The sequence below is a fragment of the Algoriphagus ornithinivorans genome, from assembly GCF_900115305.1.
GTDB classification, from domain to species: domain Bacteria; phylum Bacteroidota; class Bacteroidia; order Cytophagales; family Cyclobacteriaceae; genus Algoriphagus; species Algoriphagus ornithinivorans.
Window position 1 is genome coordinate 59424 of record NZ_FOVW01000009.1, and the last position, 21513, is coordinate 80936.

Annotated in this window: 16 protein-coding genes and 1 tRNA gene; 14 read left to right on the forward strand and 3 right to left on the reverse strand. The window is 40.5% G+C overall.

Going from position 1 to position 21513, the window contains the following annotated elements:
* Positions 1 to 364: 364 nt before the first annotated feature.
* A complete protein-coding gene (locus BM073_RS14425) occupies positions 365 to 973 on the reverse strand; it encodes an outer membrane beta-barrel protein (protein WP_091655036.1) in 609 nt (202 codons plus the stop codon).
* 228 nt (positions 974 to 1201) lie between these two features.
* Here BM073_RS14425 and BM073_RS14430 point away from each other — a divergent pair, with 228 nt between their 5' ends.
* The 4 genes from BM073_RS14430 (at position 1202) to BM073_RS14445 (ending at position 5688) form a co-directional block, all read left to right on the forward strand.
* On the forward strand, positions 1202 to 1918 hold the full coding sequence (locus BM073_RS14430; RefSeq protein WP_091655037.1) for an ABC transporter ATP-binding protein: 717 nt from the start codon (positions 1202 to 1204) through the stop codon (positions 1916 to 1918).
* Positions 1911 to 3548, forward strand: coding sequence for a putative ABC exporter domain-containing protein (locus BM073_RS14435; RefSeq protein ID WP_091655038.1), 1638 nt, complete (start codon positions 1911 to 1913; stop codon positions 3546 to 3548). The genes BM073_RS14430 and BM073_RS14435 overlap by 8 nt, the downstream gene beginning before the upstream one ends.
* A gap of 105 nt (positions 3549 to 3653) precedes the next feature.
* On the forward strand, positions 3654 to 5021 hold the full coding sequence (locus tag BM073_RS14440; protein WP_091655039.1) for a pyridoxal-phosphate dependent enzyme: 1368 nt from the start codon (positions 3654 to 3656) through the stop codon (positions 5019 to 5021).
* 7 nt (positions 5022 to 5028) lie between these two features.
* Positions 5029 to 5688: a DUF2189 domain-containing protein gene (locus tag BM073_RS14445; protein ID WP_091655040.1), complete on the forward strand. Its 660-nt coding sequence runs from the start codon at positions 5029 to 5031 to the stop codon at positions 5686 to 5688.
* On the opposite strand, the gene BM073_RS14450 is transcribed toward BM073_RS14445, so the two are convergent.
* Positions 5678 to 6406, reverse strand: a complete 729-nt coding sequence (locus BM073_RS14450) for a lysophospholipid acyltransferase family protein (protein WP_317042669.1) — start codon at positions 6404 to 6406, stop codon at positions 5678 to 5680. The two genes, BM073_RS14445 and BM073_RS14450, sit on opposite strands and share 11 nt — an antisense overlap.
* A gap of 313 nt (positions 6407 to 6719) precedes the next feature.
* Between BM073_RS14450 and rpsA the strand changes: the two genes are divergently transcribed.
* On the forward strand, positions 6720 to 8483 hold the full coding sequence (gene rpsA, locus BM073_RS14455; RefSeq protein WP_394344570.1) for a 30S ribosomal protein S1: 1764 nt from the start codon (positions 6720 to 6722) through the stop codon (positions 8481 to 8483).
* A gap of 346 nt (positions 8484 to 8829) precedes the next feature.
* On the opposite strand, the gene BM073_RS14460 is transcribed toward rpsA, so the two are convergent.
* Positions 8830 to 8900 (reverse strand) — tRNA-Cys (locus tag BM073_RS14460).
* Between the two features lie 365 nt (positions 8901 to 9265).
* Here BM073_RS14460 and BM073_RS14465 point away from each other — a divergent pair.
* Genes BM073_RS14465 through BM073_RS14505 form a run of 9 tightly spaced genes read left to right on the forward strand, consistent with a single transcriptional unit; the run spans position 9266 to position 21511 of the window.
* Positions 9266 to 10531, forward strand: a complete 1266-nt coding sequence (locus BM073_RS14465; protein WP_091655042.1) for a c-type cytochrome — start codon at positions 9266 to 9268, stop codon at positions 10529 to 10531.
* A 36-nt stretch (positions 10532 to 10567) separates the two neighbouring features.
* On the forward strand, positions 10568 to 13651 hold the full coding sequence (locus BM073_RS14470) for a TAT-variant-translocated molybdopterin oxidoreductase (RefSeq protein ID WP_091655043.1): 3084 nt from the start codon (positions 10568 to 10570) through the stop codon (positions 13649 to 13651).
* A gap of 17 nt (positions 13652 to 13668) precedes the next feature.
* A complete protein-coding gene (gene nrfD / locus BM073_RS14475; RefSeq protein ID WP_091655044.1) occupies positions 13669 to 15033 on the forward strand; it encodes an NrfD/PsrC family molybdoenzyme membrane anchor subunit in 1365 nt (454 codons plus the stop codon).
* Between the two features lie 2 nt (positions 15034 to 15035).
* On the forward strand, positions 15036 to 15566 hold the full coding sequence (locus BM073_RS14480; RefSeq protein WP_091655045.1) for a DUF3341 domain-containing protein: 531 nt from the start codon (positions 15036 to 15038) through the stop codon (positions 15564 to 15566).
* 13 nt (positions 15567 to 15579) lie between these two features.
* Complete coding sequence (locus BM073_RS14485) at positions 15580 to 16200, forward strand: c-type cytochrome (protein WP_091655046.1); 621 nt, start codon at positions 15580 to 15582, stop codon at positions 16198 to 16200.
* A 2-nt stretch (positions 16201 to 16202) separates the two neighbouring features.
* Positions 16203 to 17498 carry a quinol:cytochrome C oxidoreductase gene (locus BM073_RS14490; RefSeq protein WP_091655047.1) on the forward strand — a complete coding sequence of 432 codons (1296 nt, stop codon included), beginning with the start codon at positions 16203 to 16205 and terminating at the stop codon, positions 17496 to 17498.
* A gap of 22 nt (positions 17499 to 17520) precedes the next feature.
* A complete protein-coding gene (locus BM073_RS14495; protein ID WP_091655048.1) occupies positions 17521 to 18540 on the forward strand; it encodes a cytochrome c oxidase subunit II in 1020 nt (339 codons plus the stop codon).
* Positions 18541 to 18567: 27 nt separating this feature from the next.
* Entirely contained in the window at positions 18568 to 20451 is a 1884-nt protein-coding gene (locus tag BM073_RS14500) for a cytochrome c oxidase subunit I (RefSeq protein WP_091655049.1), read from the forward strand.
* Entirely contained in the window at positions 20435 to 21511 is a 1077-nt protein-coding gene (locus tag BM073_RS14505) for a COX15/CtaA family protein (protein WP_091655050.1), read from the forward strand. Before BM073_RS14500 ends, BM073_RS14505 begins: the two co-directional genes overlap by 17 nt.
* Positions 21512 to 21513 lie beyond the last annotated feature (2 nt).

A 21513-nucleotide genomic window follows, 5' to 3' on the forward strand; every position in this document is an offset into this window, starting at 1 on the left:
TTCACTTCTTCTAAGCTTTGCGGGAGATTATAAGCCGATATTTTGGTTTTAGAAATTTTGACCCCCATTTTTCTCTGCGCCGCTGCGCCTCTGCGAGAGACTTTAAACACTCCACTTTAAATTCATTCACCGCAAAGCCGCAGAGACCGCTAAGAATTCCGCAAGGATTTTATTGGCATTAACCTTAAACTAAAAGTTAGCTATGGAATGGATCAAGTACCTTATAATTTGTCGGTGCGAGAAATTTTGATCCCCATTATTCTCTGCGCCGCTGCGCCGCTGCGAGAGACTTGCCACTGCAATCTGCCAACAGCCTACTGCAGACTGCCAACTTTTCAGCTTTCAAACTTCTCACTTCATCCTTTCAAAGTCCTCTCCACCTTCCTCCGCCTACATAGAATCCTAATGTAAACCCAAAATACTGATTCAAGGCTTCTCCTATTATATTTCCACTGGTATCTTGCAAATTGCTGACAGGAACGAAATTATATTCAGCTCCCATTCGGAATTTTCCGAGCTCTATACCTGCTCTTACAATCGGCGCCCATTTAAAATCTGCATCTAAATTATCAAAATCAGGGGCTGAAGGTGAGCTTGAGTCAAACTCCACGGCGCTTAGTGTGAAATAACCATACCCCACTCCTATGTAAGGGGCAAAGTTGCTTCCGCCGTTGTTAAAATAATAATCAAAGGTCCCTGAAATAGATGCGTTAGCTGAAACTTCTCCTTGGTATTCTTCGAAATCATTAATGGTGGTAACCTCTTTGGCTAGAGCAGCCACACCGAATCTAAGGCCCACATTCATATTGTTAGCAATATTGATTTTTGGTTCTAAGTTGACCAAAAAACCTAAGCCTCCTCCATCAGGGATTGCGGGCCCCAAGTCTAATCCCATTCTGAATTTCCCAGCTTGCTGACCAAAAGAGGCCTGAGCACTGAAAAGAATTGCTAGTACTATTAAAAGCTTTTTCATCCGTTTATAATTTGTTTTTTAGAGTTCAGATGAAATCCCTGCCTGCGGCAGGCAGGTCGCACATTTTCTCCGAAACCTCTGGGCATCCCAGTTTGTGTCGATTACGTGGTGCTCGATTTCATGAATTCTTGTAGGTTAATTTTGAGTTGAGCTATTGGAATCAAAAAAGGTTCCAAATATTCTAAACTTCAAAGTATTGCATGTAGTTTAGGAGCTAAAATCATTTTTATGCTAACGGTATCGAATTTAATCAAGCGTTACGGGAAACAAAACGCAGTGAATGATATTTCTTTTCATTTGGAAGGTGGTGAAGTGGTTGGTCTTTTAGGGCCTAATGGAGCAGGGAAAAGTACAACCATGAAATGTATAGTGGGCTTATTGAGAAAGACTTCCGGGGAAATTATCATTGGAGGACATGATCATCTTTCTGTAGAGGCTAAGAGGTTTTTTAGCTACATTCCCGAAACCCCCTATGTGTATGATTTATTGACTGTGCGAGAACATTTGCAGTTTATTGCTCAGGCTTACGGGATCAAGGATTGGAAAAGCAGGGGAGAAGAGTTGATGGAAATCTATGACTTGACCGATAAGGCCGATAAGCTGGGAAGGGATTTGTCCAAAGGAATGCGCCAAAAGATATCCATATGCTGCGCCCTTTTACCGGATCCACAGTTGCTGTTTTTCGACGAACCCATGATTGGTTTAGATCCGAAAGCAATAAAAAACACCAAAAAAATATTTAAAGAGCTCAAAGAGGCTGGGAAAACAATATTAGTCAGTACCCATTTGATCGATTCTGTGGAGACGATTGCTGATAGAATCATGATTTTGAAGAATGGAGATATCATCGGCAATGACACTTTGAGCAATTTGAAGCAACAATTCATTCAGGATGAGCAGGGAAGTTTGGAGGATATATTTTTAGAATTGACAAAAGATGAATGAGATCAAATTGCTCCTGAGAAAGGACCTTTTAATCCTGAAGAATAATATCTGGCTGATTCTAAAGAATCCATTGCGATTGCTCCCCTACGGAGGGATGGTTGCCTATTTTTTCTTCATTTACACGATGAGAGTCAGAAGAGGTGCCGAGGAAGGACAAACAGGAATTGAGAATCTTGATGTCGACGGTTTGCCTCAAGTTGACTTTGGACTTCAGAATGTAATAGGTGGAATTACTCTTTTAGCATTGGCATTTCTGATATTCCAGCTATTCAGAGCTACCAAAAAGAATGTTAGTTTTTTCAAAATGGCAGATGTCAATTTATTGTTTACTGCACCAGTAAAACCTGAAAATATCCTGATTTACTACATGGGAAGGTCTATCATACCTTCTTTGGGAGGTAGTATCATTTTTATCATTTATGGGGCTAGTCAATTTGCAGACAAGATTGAGTTTTCCTTTATTAATATTGCCTTCTTAGTGCTTGGTTTTGCCCTCTTTTTCTTTTTAACCTCGCCGATCCGCTTTTTGGTCTATACGCTTCATACCAAATATGGTGTGATGCAATATATCCAAACAGGAGTTATCATTTTGGCAGTCTTATTAGGGTTGGCTATCCTGATTCCAGGATTAATGGCTGAAAAATTCTGGCAGGGCATGTTTGCATGGATTGCCTCCCCTTGGTTTGATTTATTTCCTATAGTAGGTTGGTCCAGAGCGATGATGAGCTATATTTTTAATCAAAACTTGATTACTGCTCTAGCTTTTTTTGGCTTATATCTATTAGCCTACTATGTCATCTTACGCTTAGTGTTGGATACTGCGGGATATTATTATGAGGATGTATTGGAGGCTACCAAATCCAATGAAGAACAGGTAGAAAAGGTAAGAGGGAAAAAAGAGACTCCAGAGTCATCTATGAGCCTGAATACTAAAAAGAAGTTGGCGCTTCCTGATTTTGGGGTAGGGGCCAAAGCACTTTACTGGAGAAATTATGTCCATGCAAGCAGACAGGATTTTCACCCATTGTTTGGATTATGGTCTGTGATTTTAGCTGCCCTTGGGATTGCTTTTGCCATCCTTTCCAACTTTGATTGGTTTTCTCATAAAGTATTGAATGGCTATTTGTTGATGTTAGTCGGGATCAATTTTTTTGCTGGAATAGGAAGAGGCTCTGTTGGTGATCTGAAGAAACCTTATTTCTTTTTAATTCCGGCTTCCTGGTCCTCCAAACTCTGGAATGTCATAAAATTGGACTTGGTACAATTGGGCTTGATCTCCTGGGTATTGATTATTCCTTCTGTTTTGATAGCTGGCTTGGACTGGAAATTGATTTTGTTTTATCCCCTATGCGTATTTTTGGTATACATAGTCGGTTTGACGATCAATATGATTCCCAAAGTAGCATTTGAAGAAGGCTGGGATCAAAAGCTCATTAAACCATTGATGATTGGGGGGATTTTTCTTTTTGGAATTATACCGAGTTTGGTTGTCTCTGTTTTGATTTTCGTTTGGACCCGGCAATTTGTCTGGATGCTTTTTGCATTTACAATAGGGCAAACATTCATCGCAGGGGTTTTAGTCCATGTTTTATTGGATGTGATCAGTAGATTGGAGCTCAAAGAGATTTAGGAGAATTAACGAAACTCTCACCGAATTTTATTTGGTTTTTGATTGTTTGATTCGTGAGAGGGAAGAAAATTCCCTTAATTTTGTAGCTCCAAATGTAACTGAACTATGATTTACAATTCCATCATTGAAACCATCGGTAATACCCCGATGATCCGATTAAACAAACTTGCCAAAGATATCAAAGGTGAAGTGCTGGTGAAGGTTGAATATTTCAACCCGGGCAACTCCATGAAAGATAGAATGGCAATCAAAATGGTGGAGGATGCCGAAAAAGCTGGAATTTTAAAGCCGGGAGGTACAATCATAGAAGGAACTTCCGGAAATACAGGAATGGGCTTGGCCTTGGCTGCTGTTGCGAAAGGTTATAAGTGTATTTTTACCATGGCTGATAAGCAGTCCAAAGAAAAAATCGATATTCTTAAGGCTGTAGGGGCTGAGGTAATCGTATGCCCTACCAATGTTTCTCCAGAGGACCCACGCTCTTATTATTCAGTAGCGAGGAAGCTGAATGCGGATATTCCCAACTCTTTTTATCCAAACCAATACGATAACTTATCCAATACCGCTGCTCACTACGAGACCACCGGTCCTGAGATTTGGAATGATACAGACGGAAAAATCACGCATTATGCGGCTGGGGTTGGTACCGGAGGTTCTATGTGTGGTACAGCTAAATATTTGAAAGAGCAGAATTCTAATATTGTTACCGTGGGGATTGATACTTATGGTTCTGTATTCAAAAAATATAAGGAAACAGGCGTTTTTGATGAGAAGGAAGTATATCCTTATTTGACTGAGGGAATTGGAGAGGATATTTTGCCAAAGAATGTCAACTTCGATATGATTGATCACTTTGTCAAAGTAACTGATAAAGATGCAGCGGTCATGACCAGAAGATTGGCCAGAGAAGAAGGACTTTTTGTCGGATGGTCTTGTGGATCTGCGGTTCATGGAGCTTTGGAATGGGCTAAGGAAAACCTGAAAGAAGGAGATCAAATGGTGATTATTCTACCGGATCATGGAACCCGCTATTTAGGCAAAGTCTATAATGATGATTGGATGAGAAATCACGGTTTCTTGGAAGACAAAACTTACTCCACGGCCAGAGATATTATTTCCAAAAGACCGGCTAGCTATTCTTTGGTATCTGTCAAAAAATCAGATTCTATTAAAGAAGCAATCGGGATGATGAATAAAACAAGTGTATCTCAAATCCCTGTTTTGGATGGAGAGGAAGTAGTAGGGAGTTTGACAGATACCAAGTTGCTTTCCAAAATAATTGATAATCCATCCTTGAAAGATGGAAAAGTGGAAGATGTTATGGAGTCTTCTATGACTTTTGTGGCTGGAGATAGTACACTGGACGTGTTATCTTCCATGATTGAAAAAGAAAAGGCAGTGTTGGTAAGAGATGGAAATGATCAAATTCACATCATTACCAAACACGATATTTTAGAAGCGTTTACTAATTAAGTTTACATTGATTGATCCAAGAAAAGCAGAGCGTCTGCTCAATTCGCCAGTACATTTTGATATTGATCAAGCATTAAAAAGAGGTTGGGAGCTATTTAAAGCCCAACCTTTGATTTTGATCATGTATTTTTTATTGATCATGGTAGTTTCCGTTGGTCCTGCGTTTTATCTGGAGGATTTCTCAACCATTATTAGCTTATTGATAGGCCCACCTTTGACCGCTGGGTTTTATCTGTTGGCGAATAAGATCAGCAGGGGAGAACAGGTAGAATTCAAAGACTGCTTTGATGGATTTAAATTTTGGCTGCCTGTGGTAGGAGTCAATATTATCACTGGGATTATCACAGTCTTGGGAGTTATAGCGCTTATCATTCCCGGTATTTATTTGGGGGTTGCATATACCTTTGCGATGCCATTTGTTTTGTTTGCGGGAACTGAGTTTTGGACCTCTATGGAGTTAAGCAGGAAATTGATCACTAAAATTTGGTGGCGATTTTTCGCTTTTTTAATCCTGATTGTTTTGATCAATATGGTGGGGATCTTATGCTTGGGAGTAGGCTTTTTGGTATCAGGCCCTTTTTCTTACATGGCTATTTATGCCGCATTTGAGGAGTTGACAGGGGATTTATTAGTGGAGGATGATGCAGATCCAACCATCACTCATTAGTCAGAATCATAGCCTCTAATCTATTTCTACATTTTTGACTTAATTCCAGAATGGCAGTTTCAGAAGGCTGGGGAGGGGATATGGCTTCAGAAAAATAGATCCGGACTTTCCCTGGCTTCAAAAGCAGTGAGCCTCTTTTCATGATCTCATCTGCACCTATTACAGCCATGGGAAGAATCGGAATACCAGTTTCAATAGAAAGCCGAAATGCCCCTTTTTGAAAAGGCAGTAAAGTTTGGTCGGTATCATTTCTGGTGCCTTCAGGAGCTACGACTACAGATTTCCCTTTGGATAAAAGATCTACCAGTTTTTTGACGCTTTTTCTTCTAGACTCGGTGGAGGTTCTATCTACCCAAATCGCAAACTTCCCTACTATCCAGCCGAAAATTGGGATTTTGGAAAGTTCTTTTTTTCCTAATGCTTTCAAAGTTTGGGGGATTGCCATAGGAATGACCGGAGCATCTATGAATGAGCGGTGATTAAAAATGAAAATATAGGGTTGCCTGCGGTCAATATGCTCTAAACCTTCTACCTGATAGCTGATCCCTGAAAGAAAGGACCAGATTCCGGCCCAGCTTCGAATAAAAAAGAAAGAAATTCTATCCCCTTTGTCTGAAATCATAACTGGGATCACTATGAATAAACCCAAAATCAGCATGAGCCCAGCAAATAGGATTGCGGCGTAAATGGTATAAATTGTCTGAAAGAACTTGATCATCAGAAATTATCCTTAAATTTGGGTTCGAAAATAATCCTTTAACTCTTTGCTTGCACAGGCCCTGAAGCGTTTCAGGGCTTTTTTCTTGATCCAATTTTGTGAAAAAAATCCAATTCAAAGATTTTTTGAGCAGATGCGACACAATTCAAGTGATTTTTTGACTCCCTTTTCTTGAAATTACAGAAAATCAGTACCTTTGCAGTCCGTTCGGGTGGACGGGGTGGTTTGGCAAGTGCTAAATCGCTGATTCATAACCAAAAACCGCAGTTAATCGGCCCGGTAACTGTCGGCATTTTTAGGGTCATTATTTATTATGTCTAAACAAGATTTTAACTGGGAAAACTTCGAAACCAAAGGATTCGGAGAAGGCTATTCCAAAGCACAACGTGAGGAAATGGCTGCGATGTACGAAGGTACATTGAACGAGATCACTGAGAAAGAAGTGATCAAAGGAACCGTAGTAGGTGTGAACGACAAGGACGTGATCATCAACATTGGTTTCAAATCCGATGGTTTGGTTCCATTGAACGAATTCCGTGACTTGGAGTCCATCAAGCCTGGTGACGAAGTAGAAGTATTCATCGAAGAGCAGGAGAATGCTTTGGGTCAGTTGATCCTTTCCCGTAAAAAAGCAAAAATCGTTCGTGCTTGGCAGGATATCGAGAGCGCATTTGAAAATGATAGCGTAATCGAAGGTCTTGTGAAGAGAAGAACCAAAGGTGGTTTGATCGTAGATATCTACGGTGTAGAAGCCTTCTTGCCAGGTTCTCAGATCGATGTGAAGCCTATCAGAGATTTCGATATCTATGTAGGTAAGAAAATGGAAGTGAAAGTGGTGAAAATCAACCACGCTAACGATAACGTAGTCGTTTCTCACAAAGTCTTGATCGAGAAAGATCTCGAGAAGCAAAAAGCAGAAATCCTCAACAACCTGGAAAAAGGTCAGGTATTGGAAGGTGTGATCAAGAACATGACCAACTTCGGTGTATTCATCGACTTGGGTGGTGTAGATGGTTTACTTCACATTACAGATATTTCTTGGGGACGTATCAACCATCCGGAAGAAGTATTGCAGTTGGATCAGAAAGTACAAATCGTTGTGCTTGACTTTGATGATGACAAGAAGAGAATTTCTTTGGGTATGAAGCAGTTGACTTCTCATCCATGGGATTCTTTGGCAGGCAACTTGGAAGTTGGTTCCAAAGTACAAGGTAAGATTGTAAACGTAGCTGACTACGGTGCATTCTTGGAATTGGCTCCAGGAGTTGAAGGTTTGATTCACGTATCTGAAATGAGCTGGTCTCAGCACTTGAGAAACCCTGCTGATTTCGTGAAAGTTGGAGACGAAATCGAAGCAGTTGTATTGACTTTGGACAAGGACGAAAGAAAAATGTCCCTAGGCATTAAGCAATTGACTGAAGATCCTTGGACTAAGGAAGATATGTCTACCAAGTATGCAGTAGGTACTAAGCACAAAGGTGTGGTTCGTAACTTGACTAACTTCGGTCTATTCTTGGAAATGGAAGAAGGAATCGACGGTTTGGTTCACGTATCTGACCTTTCTTGGACTAAGAAAATCAAGCATCCATCTGAATTCGTAAAAGTAGGAGATGAGCTAGATGTAGCTGTATTGGAATTGGACGTAGAAAACAGAAGATTGGCGCTAGGTCACAAGCAGTTGGAAGAGAACCCATGGGATACTTTCGAAACTGTATTCCCTGTAGGATCTGTGCATAAGTGTACTGTTGTTTCTAAAAACGACAAAGGTGCTGTGCTAGAGCTTCCTTACGGTTTGGAAGGCTTTGCTACTTCTAAAAACTTGGAGAAAGAAGACGGATCTCAAGTTGAGGTTGGTGAGTCTTTGGACTTCAAAGTGACTGAATTCTCTAAGGATGACAAGCGTATTGTCATGTCTCATACAGCAATGTTCCGTGAAGAAGCTAAGCCAGCTAAGAAAGCTGCTTCTTCTAAGAAGAAAGAAGATGCTGCAGACAAGACTCCAGCTGAAAAATCTACTCTAGGTGATTTGGATGCTTTGGCAGAATTGAAAGAGAAAATGGAAGGTGGCAAGAAGTAATTCTTGACCTCTTATAAAACATAAAACGCCGGCTGCAAAGTCGGCGTTTTTTTTTTTGAAAAATTCGTGATTTACCTGTTGAAATAGGCGCTGAAATCAAAGGAGTGAATCCTCAATAGCCAGATAATAAGCAGTTCTACTCCAGGTAAACTTGCTTTCTTTTTTTAGATTCAAATCGGCAAACTTCCTCTAATATCTGTCTTCTCGAGATCGTATATTTTTGGAATGCACAAGTCTCTATTATTCTTACTTTTAATTTGCGATAGAATCAGTCAGTAGATTTAGAGCTGAAAATCAGTGCTTTGAAAAATAAAAAAAGCACCTTCGCTATGAAGGTGCTTGAGTGAGGTCGCGAGCGGATTCGAACCGCTGTACAAGGTTTTGCAGACCTCTGCCTAGCCACTCGGCCACGCGACCATTTGAAATCGGAATGCAAATGTAGGAATTAATGATTCTAGTGCAAAAGCAGTTCTATAATTTTTTGGAAAATGAGCAGGTTCTTCAAAAAATTCAATTCTTATTAGGATTAAAATATTTACGGTTTTTCTTGGTTTTTTGAACTCCTCTAAAATTGATATTTAAGGTATTTATTTATAAAGATTCTAAATAATTTCCAGTCATAGTTTAATCTTTTAAATAATTGAAAATCAGATTATTATATAATATTTAGGATTGATTGATGATTTTTTGCTGTCCATCAACTCTTGTTTGAAAAATAACGCCCGGATACTACCTTTGCAGGGGTTATTGAAAACCGATTAAACTATTTAATTAGCTATAATATGTTATCCAAACGCTCGTTAGTAGGGGTTCGACTGAATTTCCACACGCTGGCAGTGCTGTTTTTCTTACTGATCGGAACGCAGGCATTTGCTGCTGATCCGGCAGTGTCAGATAGTGATGAAGCCGTTGCTGCTGGGAAATCTCTCTTTAATGCGAACTGTAAAACGTGTCACAAGCTTGATCAAAAAGCAATTGGTCCGGCTCTTAGAGGAATCACCGAAAGAAGATCCATCGACTGGGCAAAACGATTCATCAAAAATTCTCAGGCTGTAATTGCTTCAGGAGATGAATATGCGGTGGCTTTGTACGCTGAGTACAACAACACCAACATGCCAGCTCATGAATTCTTATCAGATGGTGACCTTGACAATTTGTTGTCATATATAGAATATGGCGATAAGGTCGATCCAGCCGCTCAGGCAGCTGCAGGCGCAGTTGGTGCTGATGGTGAAGTAGCTGCAGGTGGAGGAGTACCAAGCGAGTATTTGACCATTATTGTAGTGGTATTGGTCATTGTTCTTCTTTTGATCCTGATTGTATTAGGGTTGATCATCTCTGTTTTGACCAAATACATTGATAAGCAGGACTTAGATGAGGATGACAAAGAATTCGTTTCTCAAAAATTCAATTTCGGTAAAGTATTAAAGAGTGATGGCTTTATCATCATTGTAACTGCTTTGGTGGTTGCTTTGGTAGCTAAAACCGCAATCGATGGACTTTATTCTGTGGGTGTGCAGCAAGGATATGCTCCTACCCAGCCAATTGCCTACTCTCACGCGCTACATGCAGGACAATTAGAGATTGCTTGTCAGTATTGCCATACTGGGGTAGAGATTGGTAAATCTGCTAATATTCCTTCTCCAAACATTTGTATGAACTGCCACACCCATGTGCAGAACGTGCAAGGCAAAGAGGGAATCTCTCCAGAAATTCAAAAAATCTACGATGCGGTAGATAATAATAAACCAATTGAATGGGTTCGTGTACACAACTTGCCTGATTTGGCTTACTTCAACCACTCACAGCACGTGAAGGTAGGAGGTATTGAATGCCAGACTTGTCACGGTCCAATCGAAGAAATGGAAGTGGTTTATCAGCACTCTTCTCTTACCATGGGATGGTGTATTGACTGCCACAGACAAACTGAGATTGCTTCTGCAGGCAATGAGTACTATGACAAATTGGTTCAGTTGCACTCTGATTCCAAAGATGCTTTGAAAGTGAAAGACATCGGAGGTTTAGAATGTGCTAAGTGCCACTATTAATTCATTCATTTCGCAAATTCATTCCTAGATCATAAAATGAAGGAAACTAAAAAAACATACTGGAAAGGGCTTGAGCAGCTCAACAACGATCCAGAGTTTGTAAAGCATGCCGACCGGGAATTTCCCGAGCTTCCTTCCGCATTGGGCGAGGATGGCAGTGCTTCCAGAAGGGATTTTCTAAAATTGATGGGATTCAGCTTGGCCGCAGCTTCTTTGGCTGCCTGTGAAGCTCCTGTTCGAAAAGCTATTCCTTATGTGAATAAGCCGGTTGACGTTAACCCTTCCATTCCAAATTATTACGCATCTACTTTTGCTTCCGGAGGTGATTATGCTTCTGTAGTAGTAAAAACAAGAGAAGGTCGTCCTATCAAAATTGATGGAAACGAGCTTTCTCCTATTAATAAAGGTAAGGTAAATGCCATTGTTGAAGCTTCTGTACTTTCTCTTTATGATAAAGAGCGATTGGCAGGACCTTATGCCAACGGTCAAAAAACCGACTGGGCTGCGCTTGATGCTGAAGTAAAAAGCAAACTAGCAAGTGCAGGTTCGGTAAAAATTGTTTCCAATACCATTCTTTCTCCTTCTACTATGAAAGCGATGCAGCAATTTGCTGATGCATTCGGAGGAGCTGAAGTGATCATGTATGATCCACTTTCCAATTATGGTATTACTAAAGCTGCTGAAACCTTCTACGGTGCTGCAGTGCTTCCATCTTATTCTTTTGATAAGGCTAAAACCATCGTTTCCTTCGGAGCTGACTTCCTAGGTACATGGATTTCCCCAATCGAATTTGCTGGACAATATGGTAAAACAAGAAAAATCAGCAAAGAGAAGCCGGAAATGTCCCGTCATTATCAATTTGAGTCTAATTTGACTCTAACTGGTGCGAATGCGGATTACAGAACTCCGATCAAAGCTTCTCAAAGTGGTTTGGCTGTTTTGGCATTATATAATGCCATTGCAAAGAAAGCAGGTGTAGCTCCTGTCTCTGCTCCTGCAGTGGAAGTTGCTCACCTCGACAAAGCAGCTAATGATCTTTGGGCTAGTAGGGGTGCTTCTTTAGTAGTTTCTGGATCTAATGATCCAAATGTTCAAATAGTAATCAACGCAATCAACGAATTGCTTGGAAATAATGGTTCAACAGTAGATTTCTCTTCGCCTGTTTATTTCAGAAAGGGAGACGATGCTAGAATGAACCAATTTGTAAATGAATTGAAAGCTGGACAGGTTGGTGGAGTTATTTTCTACAACTGTAACCCGGTTTACGATCATGCAAGAGGTACTGAAATCGCTGAAGGTATTGCTAAAGCAAGAGTTAGCTTGGCGACCAACGGCACTATGGATGAAACAGCTTCCTTGGTACAGTATATTGCTCCTGATCATCATTATTTGGAGTCTTGGAATGACTTCCAACCTAAGTTGGGTCATTTCTCACTTTCTCAGCCTACAATTTCTCCTTTGTTTGACACTCGTCAGGCTCAGGATTCTTTCTTGACTTGGGCTGGTTCTACAACCAATTATTACGATTTCTTGCAGCAAAACTGGCAGACAGAAATGTATGCCACTGCTGAAAATGCAGGTTCTTTCCAGGAATTCTGGGATAGAGCACTTTTCAATGGAGTATATGCTGTAGAAAAGGCTGGTACTGCTTTAGCTCCTGTTGGAGATGTTGCAAGTGCAGCTGCCGCTGTAGCCAAAGCTTACAACGCAGATAACGCAGGTGCTGAATTGGTGGTTTATTCTAAAGTTGCTATTGGTAATGGTACTTTCGCTAACAACCCTTGGTTGCAGGAAACTCCAGATCCAATCACAAAAGCTACTTGGGATAACTATTTGACTGTTTCTCAGAAATGGGCATCCGAAAACGGAGTGACCATGGTGGAAGAAAACACTAAGAAAGCTTCTATCACAGTCAATGGTAAATCACTTATTCTTCCAATCTTGATCCAACCAGGTCAAGCTGAAGGTACCTTCGGATTGGCTTTAGGATATGGTAGAACAAAAGCAGGTAGAGTTGCCAATGGAGTAGGTGTGAATGCTTACGAACTATTGGATGCTTCTGCAGGCTTTGTGAATTTCGATATTACTTCAGGTGTAGAAGTGGCTGTAACTGGTGATTCTTATAAGATCGCGAGAACTCAGACACACCAGACTTTCATGGGACGTGAAAACGTGATCCAGGAAGCTACTTTAGGGGAGTACAAGGAAAATCCTAAAGCAGGAAGATATGAGCCTGAAATTTATAAGGATGGTGAATTTGTAAAACCATCTAAGATCTCTCTTTGGAGTGGTCATAAATATAGCCAGCATCACTGGGGTCTTGCTATTGACATGAACTCCTGTATAGGATGTTCTGCATGTTCTGTAGCTTGTCAGGTTGAAAACAACGTGGCAGTTGTAGGAAAGCAAGAAGTGTTGAACAGAAGAGAAATGGCTTGGATCAGAATTGACCGCTATTATTCTTCAGATGCTCCGGCTGATGATTTGGATGGAATGGAGAAAGCTTCAGAAAACCCTGAGGTAACCTTCCAGCCTATGATGTGTCAGCAGTGTAACAACGCTCCTTGTGAGACTGTATGCCCGGTAGCTGCGACCACTCACTCCTCTGAAGGATTGAATCAAATGACTTATAACAGATGTATCGGTACAAGATATTGTGCTAACAACTGTCCTTATAAAGTACGTCGATTCAACTGGTTTAAATATCATGATAACAAAGACTTCGCTGGAGTTAATGTTGCTCAAAACGATGATTTGGGTAAGATGGTGTTGAATCCGGACGTGACTGTTCGTGTACGTGGTGTAATGGAAAAATGCTCCATGTGTGTGCAGCGTATCCAAGCTGGTAAATTGGCAGCTAAGCGTGAGAAGCGTAAAATTCAGGATGGAGAAATCAATGTAGCTTGTGCTACAGCTTGTCCTACTGATGCTTTGGTATTTGGTGATATGAATGATCCAAACAGCCGAGTTTCTAAGCTCTTGAAAATCGAAGAAAACACTACTTCAGCATTGAAGGAAGTGAATGAAGAAAGAGCTTATCACGTATTGGAGGAGATCAACGTAAGTCCAAACGTTTGGTACTTCACCAAAATCAGAAATAAAGAGAAAAACGAAGCGTAATCATAATTTTATAAACTATGCAGGTTACTTCATCCGTACGTCAGCCGTTAGTTACCGGAGGCAAAACCTACCATGATGTTACACATGATGTGTCACGTCAGGTGGAGGGCAAACCATCTTTAGCTTGGTTCTTGGCCTTCCTTACAGCTGCAGGCGTGTTGGCTTTAGGATCAATTGCCCTCATTGCCACCCTCTGGGAGGGAATTGGAATGTGGGGTTTGAACAAAACCATCGGTTGGGCTTGGGATATCACCAATTTCGTGTGGTGGGTTGGTATCGGTCACGCCGGTACTTTGATTTCAGCCGTATTGTTACTTTTCAGACAGAAGTGGAGAACATCCATTAACAGAGCTGCTGAAGCGATGACAATTTTCGCGGTTATCTGTGCTGCGATGTTCCCGGTGATTCACATGGGTAGACCTTGGTTAGGTGCTTATTGGGCCCTTCCATTGCCAAATACCTTTGGTTCACTTTGGGTAAACTTCAACTCCCCATTGCTTTGGGACGTGTTTGCGATTTCGACTTATTTCTCTGTATCATTAGTATTCTGGTACATTGGCTTGATTCCTGATTTCGCAACGATCCGTGACAGAGCTACTGGATTGAGAAAAACAATTTATGGTGCGCTTTCATTTGGTTGGGATGGTGCTGCAAAAACTTGGATGAGATACGAATCTGTATCCTTGATTTTGGCAGGTTTGGCTACTCCTTTGGTACTTTCTGTACACACTATCGTATCCTTTGACTTTGCTACTTCAGTTATTCCTGGATGGCATACTACCATCTTCCCTCCATACTTCGTTGCCGGTGCGATTTTCTCCGGTTTCGCGATGGTATTGACCTTGATGATTATTACCAGAAAGGTTTTCAAATTGGAAGATTATATCACCATGGGTCACATTGAATTGATGAATATTGTAATCATCATTACAGGTTCCATCGTGGGTATCGCTTATATCACAGAATTCTTTATCGCTTGGTATTCTGGAGTTGAGGCTGAGCAATATGCATTTATCAACAGAGCTACCGGACCTTACTGGTGGGCTTACTGGTCTATGATGACTTGTAACGTGATTTCTCCTCAACTTTTCTGGTTCAAGAAAATCAGAACTTCCATTGTCGCTACCTTCCTTCTTTCTTTGGTAGTAAACATCGGAATGTGGTTTGAGCGATTTGTAATTATCGTTACTTCCCTACACAGGGATTATCTTCCATCCTCTTGGGCTATGTTCTATCCAACCTGGGCTGATGTGGGAGTATATTTGTTCACCTTCGGATTGTTCTTTACCCTGTTCTTCCTATTTGCGAAGTTTTTCCCGGTAATCAACATGGCTGAGGTAAAGTCAGTATTGAAATCATCATCTGAAAAAGCTGCTAAATAATCATGGAAAGAGATACACATTTTATTCTTGGAGTGTACGAGGACGAAGATGTCCTTCTCCATGCGGTTAAAGAAGTAAGATCCACTGGAGTAAAAATCCATGAAGTTTACTCTCCTTATCCTGTTCACGGATTAGAGCATGTATTAGGCTACAAAAGAAGCAGACTACCTATAGCAGCATTCCTATTTGGAATGTTGGGAACTAGCTTGGCTTTGACCATGCAGTTTTACATGATGAAGTTTGATTGGCCTATGATTATTGGTGGTAAAGACTTTGCAGCTTTCCCTGATTTTATACCTGTTTCCTTCGAAATGACAGTATTACTTGCTGCTTTTGGAATGGTTGGAGTATTTATGGTGAGCTCAAATTTGAAGCCTTGGGCTCAGCCTAGAATTTTCGATGTCAGAATCACTGATGACAAGCATGTGATGGCTATCGACATCGCTAATAACAGTAGCATGGAAGTGGAGAAAATTAAGGAAATCCTTAAGTCCTCAGGTGCTACAGAGGTAAATAATAAAAGTTTTGAATAGTAATTCTGGAAATATGAAGATTGCTAAAACACTAAGTATTTTGGGAGTATCTGCCCTCGCTTTCTTTGGCTGTAGAGCTGGAGGAGACAATCAGGGATTGGAATATGCCCCTCAAATGTATCACTCTGTAGCATATGAGCCTCTTACTCAGATTACTGATGAAGAGCAGGGTAAATGGTTATCTACCCGTGAAGATGAAAAGGGTGAGTTCTTCAACAGTAACGTCTACAATCCTCATAATATGAATATGAGAGAGCCAGTAGAAGGTACTGTTCCAAGAAATAAGAATGGATTTCTGCCTCATAGACTGAAGCAGTTTGAATTGGAAGAAGCAGCTTTGATTGAAAATCCAATTGAGCTTTCTGATCCAATTTTGAAAGAGGGAGAAGTTCTATTTCAGCAATATTGTTCTTCCTGCCATGGTAAAGGTGGAGAAGGTGACGGAAAAGTTGGTGAGATTATCGGTGGTGTGGCTAACCTAAAAGGTGGAGCTTACATCGATCTTCCAGAAGGCCATATTTTCCACGTAATTACCAAAGGTAAAGGTAGAATGGGAGCCCATGGTTCTCAGATTACTACTGAAAACCGATGGAAGATCGTTCACTATGTTAAACAAGTAATTCAGAAGCAGTAATCATGGCTCACGACGTACAGAACTATAATTTGGATCAAAAATTTGATTTCAACGCGGGCATCAAAAAGTCTTTGTTGACTATTTTGGGAATTGGTGCTGCTTTACTTGTAATTGGTATTGTGATGGCAATGGCCGGTGGTGGTCATGCTGAAGAAGGAGCAGAGGCAACAGGCCATGCATTTCACTGGTATGAAAGGTTGTTCGCAAACGTTTGGATCAATAATGTGTATTTCACAGGTATTGCCATCGTTGGTGTTTTCTTCTTTGCTATTCAATATGCAGCTCAAGCAGGTTGGTCAGCTCCTATCACTAGGGTAATGTTATCTTTTGGTAACTGGTTGCCATATGCTGCATTGATTATGATCGCTAGTTTTTTCCTAATGGGACATAATTTGTTCCATTGGTGGCATGCAGAGTTGTTCGATCCTAATTCTCCGGAATATGATTCAATTATCGATGGAAAAGGTGCATTCTTTTTCTGGCCAATGGAAAAAGGAACTTTCCCAATTTTCTACATTGCTAGAATGGTTATCTTCTTCGGATTCTGGGTTTTCTTCTTCAACAAGTTTAAGAAAATAGCTGCAGCGGAAGATCAATTAGGCGGAGATTCTCATTGGTTTAAAATGAGAAGCTGGTCTGCTTATTTCTTGGTTTTCTTTGCGGTTTCTTCTTCTGTTTCCGCATGGGACTGGGTAATGTCAATTGACACTCACTGGTTCTCTACTCTTTTCGGCTGGTATGTGTTTGCATCCTGGTTTGTTGCAGGACTTTCTGCAATCACACTTTTGACTATTTTCTTGAAAGGAAAAGGATATCTGGAAATGGTCAATGAAAACCATATCCATGATCTTGGAAAGTTTGTTTTTGGCTTCTCCATTTTCTGGACTTATTTGTGGTTTTCGCAGTTCCTTTTGATCTATTATGCCAACATACCTGAAGAAACAGTTTACTTTGTTGAGAGACTGTCAAGTGACGTGTATGGACCGTTCATTTTCGTAAACATCGGGATGAACTTTGTCCTTCCATTCTTAGTTTTAATGACAAGAGATGCAAAACGTCATGGAGTCTTCCTTAAGTTAGTTTGTACGCTATTATTGGTTGGTCATTGGGTAGATTTCTTCCTGATGGTTCAGCCGGGTACGCTAGGTCATAATGGAGGAATTGGTTTCATGGAAGTAGGAATGCTTCTCGTATATGGTTCAGCGGTGGCGTTGGTTGTGTTAGGAGGCTTGGCCAAAGGAAATCTTCTTCCTAAAAATCACCCAATGCTTGAGGAGAGCTATCATCATCACATTTAATTAAAGCCGAAAAGATTTAAATATGTACGGATTTCTTATTGCAGTTGGGGTTCTTTTGCTACTATCCATCATCTGGATGGTATATAGAATCCAAACCTTGGTTTCAGTAGTAAAAGGATCAGACAAAAAAATTGCGACAGGCAGTAATAAAGTCAATGCGATCTTATTCGTATTGTTTCTGCTTGGTACAGGAATTTTGATGTTCTGGTATTCTATCAAAGAATTTGATAATTATCAGCTTCCAGTTGCTTCTGAGCACGGTGTGATTACAGATCAATTATTCTGGATTACCATGGCGGTAACCGGAGTCGTTTTTCTGATTACGCACGTTCTTCTGTTTATCTTCCCTTACAAGTATCAGTATAAGGAGAGCAGAAAAGCTACGTTCTATCCTGACAACAACAAGCTTGAAATCATTTGGACTGTTGTTCCGGGGGTAGTTTTGGCTGGTTTGGTTATTTCTGGATGGATGGCTTGGTCTGATATCACTGCTCCTGCGCCTGAAAAAGCTCATGTAATTGAAATCATGGGTTATCAGTTTGCTTGGGATGTAAGGTATGCTGGAAAGGATAATGTTTTGGGAGATTATGATTACAGATTAACTAGTGCTCAAAACTCTCATGGTGTTGATTTCTCTGATAAAAATTCAATCGATGATTTTCCTTCTCCGGTAGTAGTAATTCCGAAGGGAGAGCCAGTATTGTTCAAAATCAGAGCAAGAGATGTGCTTCACTCAGTTTTCGCTCCTCATATGAGATTGAAAATGGATGCAGTGCCGGGTATGCCAACCAGATTTTGGTTTGTGCCAACCAAAACAACTGCTGAAATGAGGGAGGAATTAGGTAATCCTGAGTTTAACTATGAGATCGCTTGTACTGAAATCTGCGGTCGAGGTCACAATGGGATGAGAAAAGTGATAGAGGTGGTAGAGCCAGCGGCCTACCAGAAGTGGTTATCGGAACAGAAATCTTTCATTCAAAATAATCCTGCTTTAGCAAAAGGATTAGAGTCTGATGTGAAAGAACTGGCAGAAATTCAATAAGCGAACAAAAACACAAAATTATAAACTATGGCTACAGCGTCAGTTGCAACTCATGACACGGCCCATGATCATCACGATCACGAGCATCATGATAATTTTGTAACCAAATACATTTTCTCTACTGATCATAAAATGATCGGTAAGCAATTCTTGGTAACAGGTATTTTCTGGGCAATTATTGGTGGATTTCTTTCCATCCTATTCAGATTGCAATTAGGATTTCCTGAAATGAATTTAGAGTTCCTTCGCCCTCTATTGGGTGGATGGATTGATGAATCGGGTGCTTTGGATCCTACCTTCTACCTTGCTTTAGTGACAATGCATGGTACCATCATGGTATTCTTTGTATTGACTGCAGGTTTGAGCGGTACATTCTCCAATTTCCTGATTCCTCTTCAAATTGGAGCTAGAGATATGGCTTCAGGGTTTATGAACATGCTTTCTTACTGGTTCTTCTTCATGTCCAGTGTTATCATGTTTATCTCCCTATTCATTAAAACCGGTCCGGCAGGTGGTGGTTGGGTAGTATACCCTCCTCTATCAGCATTAGAGCAGGCGATTCCTGGTTCTGGATTGGGTATGACTCTATGGTTGATTGCAATGACATTCTTTATTGCTTCGTCTCTACTAGGAGGTATCAACTATATTACAACTGTAATTAACCTTAGAACAAAAGGTATGTCTTTCTCAAGGCTTCCTTTGACTATTTGGGCTTTCTTCCTAACAGCAGTTATTGGATTACTATCTTTCCCTGTATTATTTGCAGCGGCTCTATTGCTAGTGTTTGATAGAAGCTTTGGAACATCCTTTTACTTATCTGACATTTATATCGGTGGTGAAGCGCTACCAAACACAGGTGGTAGCCCAGTATTGTATCAGCACTTGTTCTGGTTCTTAGGTCACCCTGAGGTATATATCGTATTGCTACCTGCATTGGGTATTACTTCTGAAGTTATAGCAACTAACTCCAGAAAGCCAATCTTCGGTTACAAGGCAATGATTATATCCATGTTGGGGATTACCATTCTATCATTTATAGTTTGGGCTCACCACATGTTCGTATCAGGTATGAATCCATTCTTGGGTTCGATCTTTATGTTCTTGACTTTGATTATTGCAGTTCCTTCTGCGGTAAAAGTATTTAACTACTTGACAACATTATGGAGAGGTAATTTGATCTTTACTCCAGCTATGTTGTTCTCAATTGGTTTGGTTTCCTTCTTCATTTCCGGTGGTTTGACTGGTATTTTCTTAGGAAACTCCGCTATTGACATTCAATTGCATGATACATATTTCGTAGTTGCTCACTTCCACTTGGTAATGGGATCTGCCTCCTTCTTTGGATTGCTAGCGGGTGTTTACCACTGGTTCCCTAAGATGTTTGGAAGAATGATGGATGCAAGATTGGGTTATATCCATTTCTGGTTAACATTTGTGGGTGTTTACATGGTATTCTTCCCAATGCACTACATCGGTATTGCTGGATTCCCAAGAAGATACTACAGCTGGACTAACTTTGAGTTTACTAACATGTATACTGATTTGAACATGTTTGTATCTGTAGCAGCTATTATTACCTTCTCAGCCCAGTTTATCTTCCTCTTTAACTTCTTCTACAGCATGTACAGAGGTAGAAAAGCTACGCTTAACCCATGGAGATCTAATACACTTGAGTGGACCACTCCAATTAATCCAGGTCACGGAAACTGGCCAGGAGAAATTCCTACGGTGTACAGATGGCCTTATGATTATTCTAAGCCAGGAGCACCTGAGGATTTCATCCCTCAGACTGTACCTCTTTCCGCGACTCCTGAGTCCAACCTGCCTCACGAGCAAGAGCAAGTGAAGCTTGAAATGGAAATTATGAAAGAGGAATCTGAGGTCTTGGTTGCCAATGAATCTAAACACTAAAAATAAAATTAACAGCTTTCGCCGAACTAGTTTAATTACGGTGATAGCTGTTTATTTCCTGATATTGGTCGGGGGCATAGTTCGGAGCACAGGTTCCGGAATGGGTTGTCCTGATTGGCCGAAATGTTTTGGGAGCGTGATACCACCAACTTCGGTAGATCAGCTCCCAAAAAATTATCAAGAGATTTATCTTGAAAAAAGATTAGCTAAAAACGAACGGTTTGTAGCAACCCTTGAAAAATTAGGCTTTGAAAAAGCAGCTTATCAAGTGGCCAATGATAAATCCATTTTAGTAGAAGAGGAGTTCAATGCTACTAAAACTTGGATTGAATACATCAATCGTCTGATTGGAGTATTGATTGGTTTCTTAATCATTTTCACAGTTTGGAAATCCTTCAAATTGTGGTCGGTAGATAAGTGGATTCCGATACTCTCTATTGCATCCTTGATACTTGTTTTATTTCAGGGATGGATAGGTTCGTTGGTTGTCTCTACCAATTTGCTGATTTGGATGATAACCTTTCATATGATCTTGGCTTTGCTGTTGGTTGGTTTACTTCTGTACATCAATCATAGAGCAGTTGATTTGATTAGGACAAAAGCCGATTTGTTTCAAGTTCCATCTAAACTCAGATGGATTTTGATCCTTGGAATTATCCTGATGTTTGCTCAAGTTATTTTGGGAACTCAGGTGCGAGAACAAATTGATCAGGTTGCCGCTAGTCTGGGAAATATGTTAAGAGAGGAATGGATTGAAAGGTCAGGAATAGAGTTCCTGATTCACAGATCTTTCTCGCTTGTACTATTGGGAGTGCATTTGCTTTATTTCTTTTGGGCGTTTAAATACACCCTTAGAAAGTCCCAGGTAAACTTATGGTCTCAGGTGCTTATCCTATTGATTTTACTTGAAATTGCTTCCGGGATTGGTATGGCATATTTCGGTATTCCCGCCTTTCTTCAGCCTATACACTTATTACTTGGATCTCTGATTGTAGGAGTTCAGTTTATTCTGATTTTGCAGTTGAGAGACCATGTTCAGCTTAAGTTAAATACAAATTGAAA